At 68.3% G+C, this 574-nt stretch carries 1 pseudogene; it reads right to left on the reverse strand.

What is annotated here, in order from left to right:
* Positions 1-574: pseudogene (locus tag Msi02_RS42840) on the reverse strand (glycosyl transferase); the annotation flags it as partial.

The following is a 574-nucleotide window of genomic DNA, read 5'->3' on the forward strand; positions in this document are numbered from 1 at the left end:
TACACGTACAGGTTCGCGTCGCCCTCGTGGATGAACTCCAGGTCCTGCAGGGCCGGAGCGCCCTGCTCGACCACCCACGCGTTGAACGCCTCCCACATCTCACGGTGGGTCCGGTCGTACTCCGCCCGGAACTCCGCCCAGCCGGTGCCGTCGGCCGGCAGCCCGGAGAACGGCGGGGCCACCCCCGGGCCCTGCACCTCCAGCGGGTTGCACGAGACGATCCGCACGAACGGGACGCCCGCCGTCACCAACGCCGGGAACGTGATCACGTTGTCCTCCACGATCACGTCCGGCCGCACCCGCTCGATGATCGCCTTCAACTGCGGCTCGCAGTACTTGGCACCGTCGATCAACGCCTCCCAGATCGGCTTGATCACCGTCTCCAGCTGATCCTGGGTGCTCTTGCGATACTCCGGCGCCGTGTCGCGGATGAAGTCCTTCCAGAACTGCCCCGCGTCCTGCTCCGCCCCGTCCTCTTCCGGCACCGGCGGCGCCAGGTCGACCAGATCCTCCTCGAAGCCCAGCGCCGAAAGCTTGCCCTTCCACGACGCCTCGGCCGCGAACACCACACGGT

This window comes from Microbispora siamensis (assembly GCF_016863095.1).
Classification (GTDB): domain Bacteria; phylum Actinomycetota; class Actinomycetes; order Streptosporangiales; family Streptosporangiaceae; genus Microbispora; species Microbispora siamensis.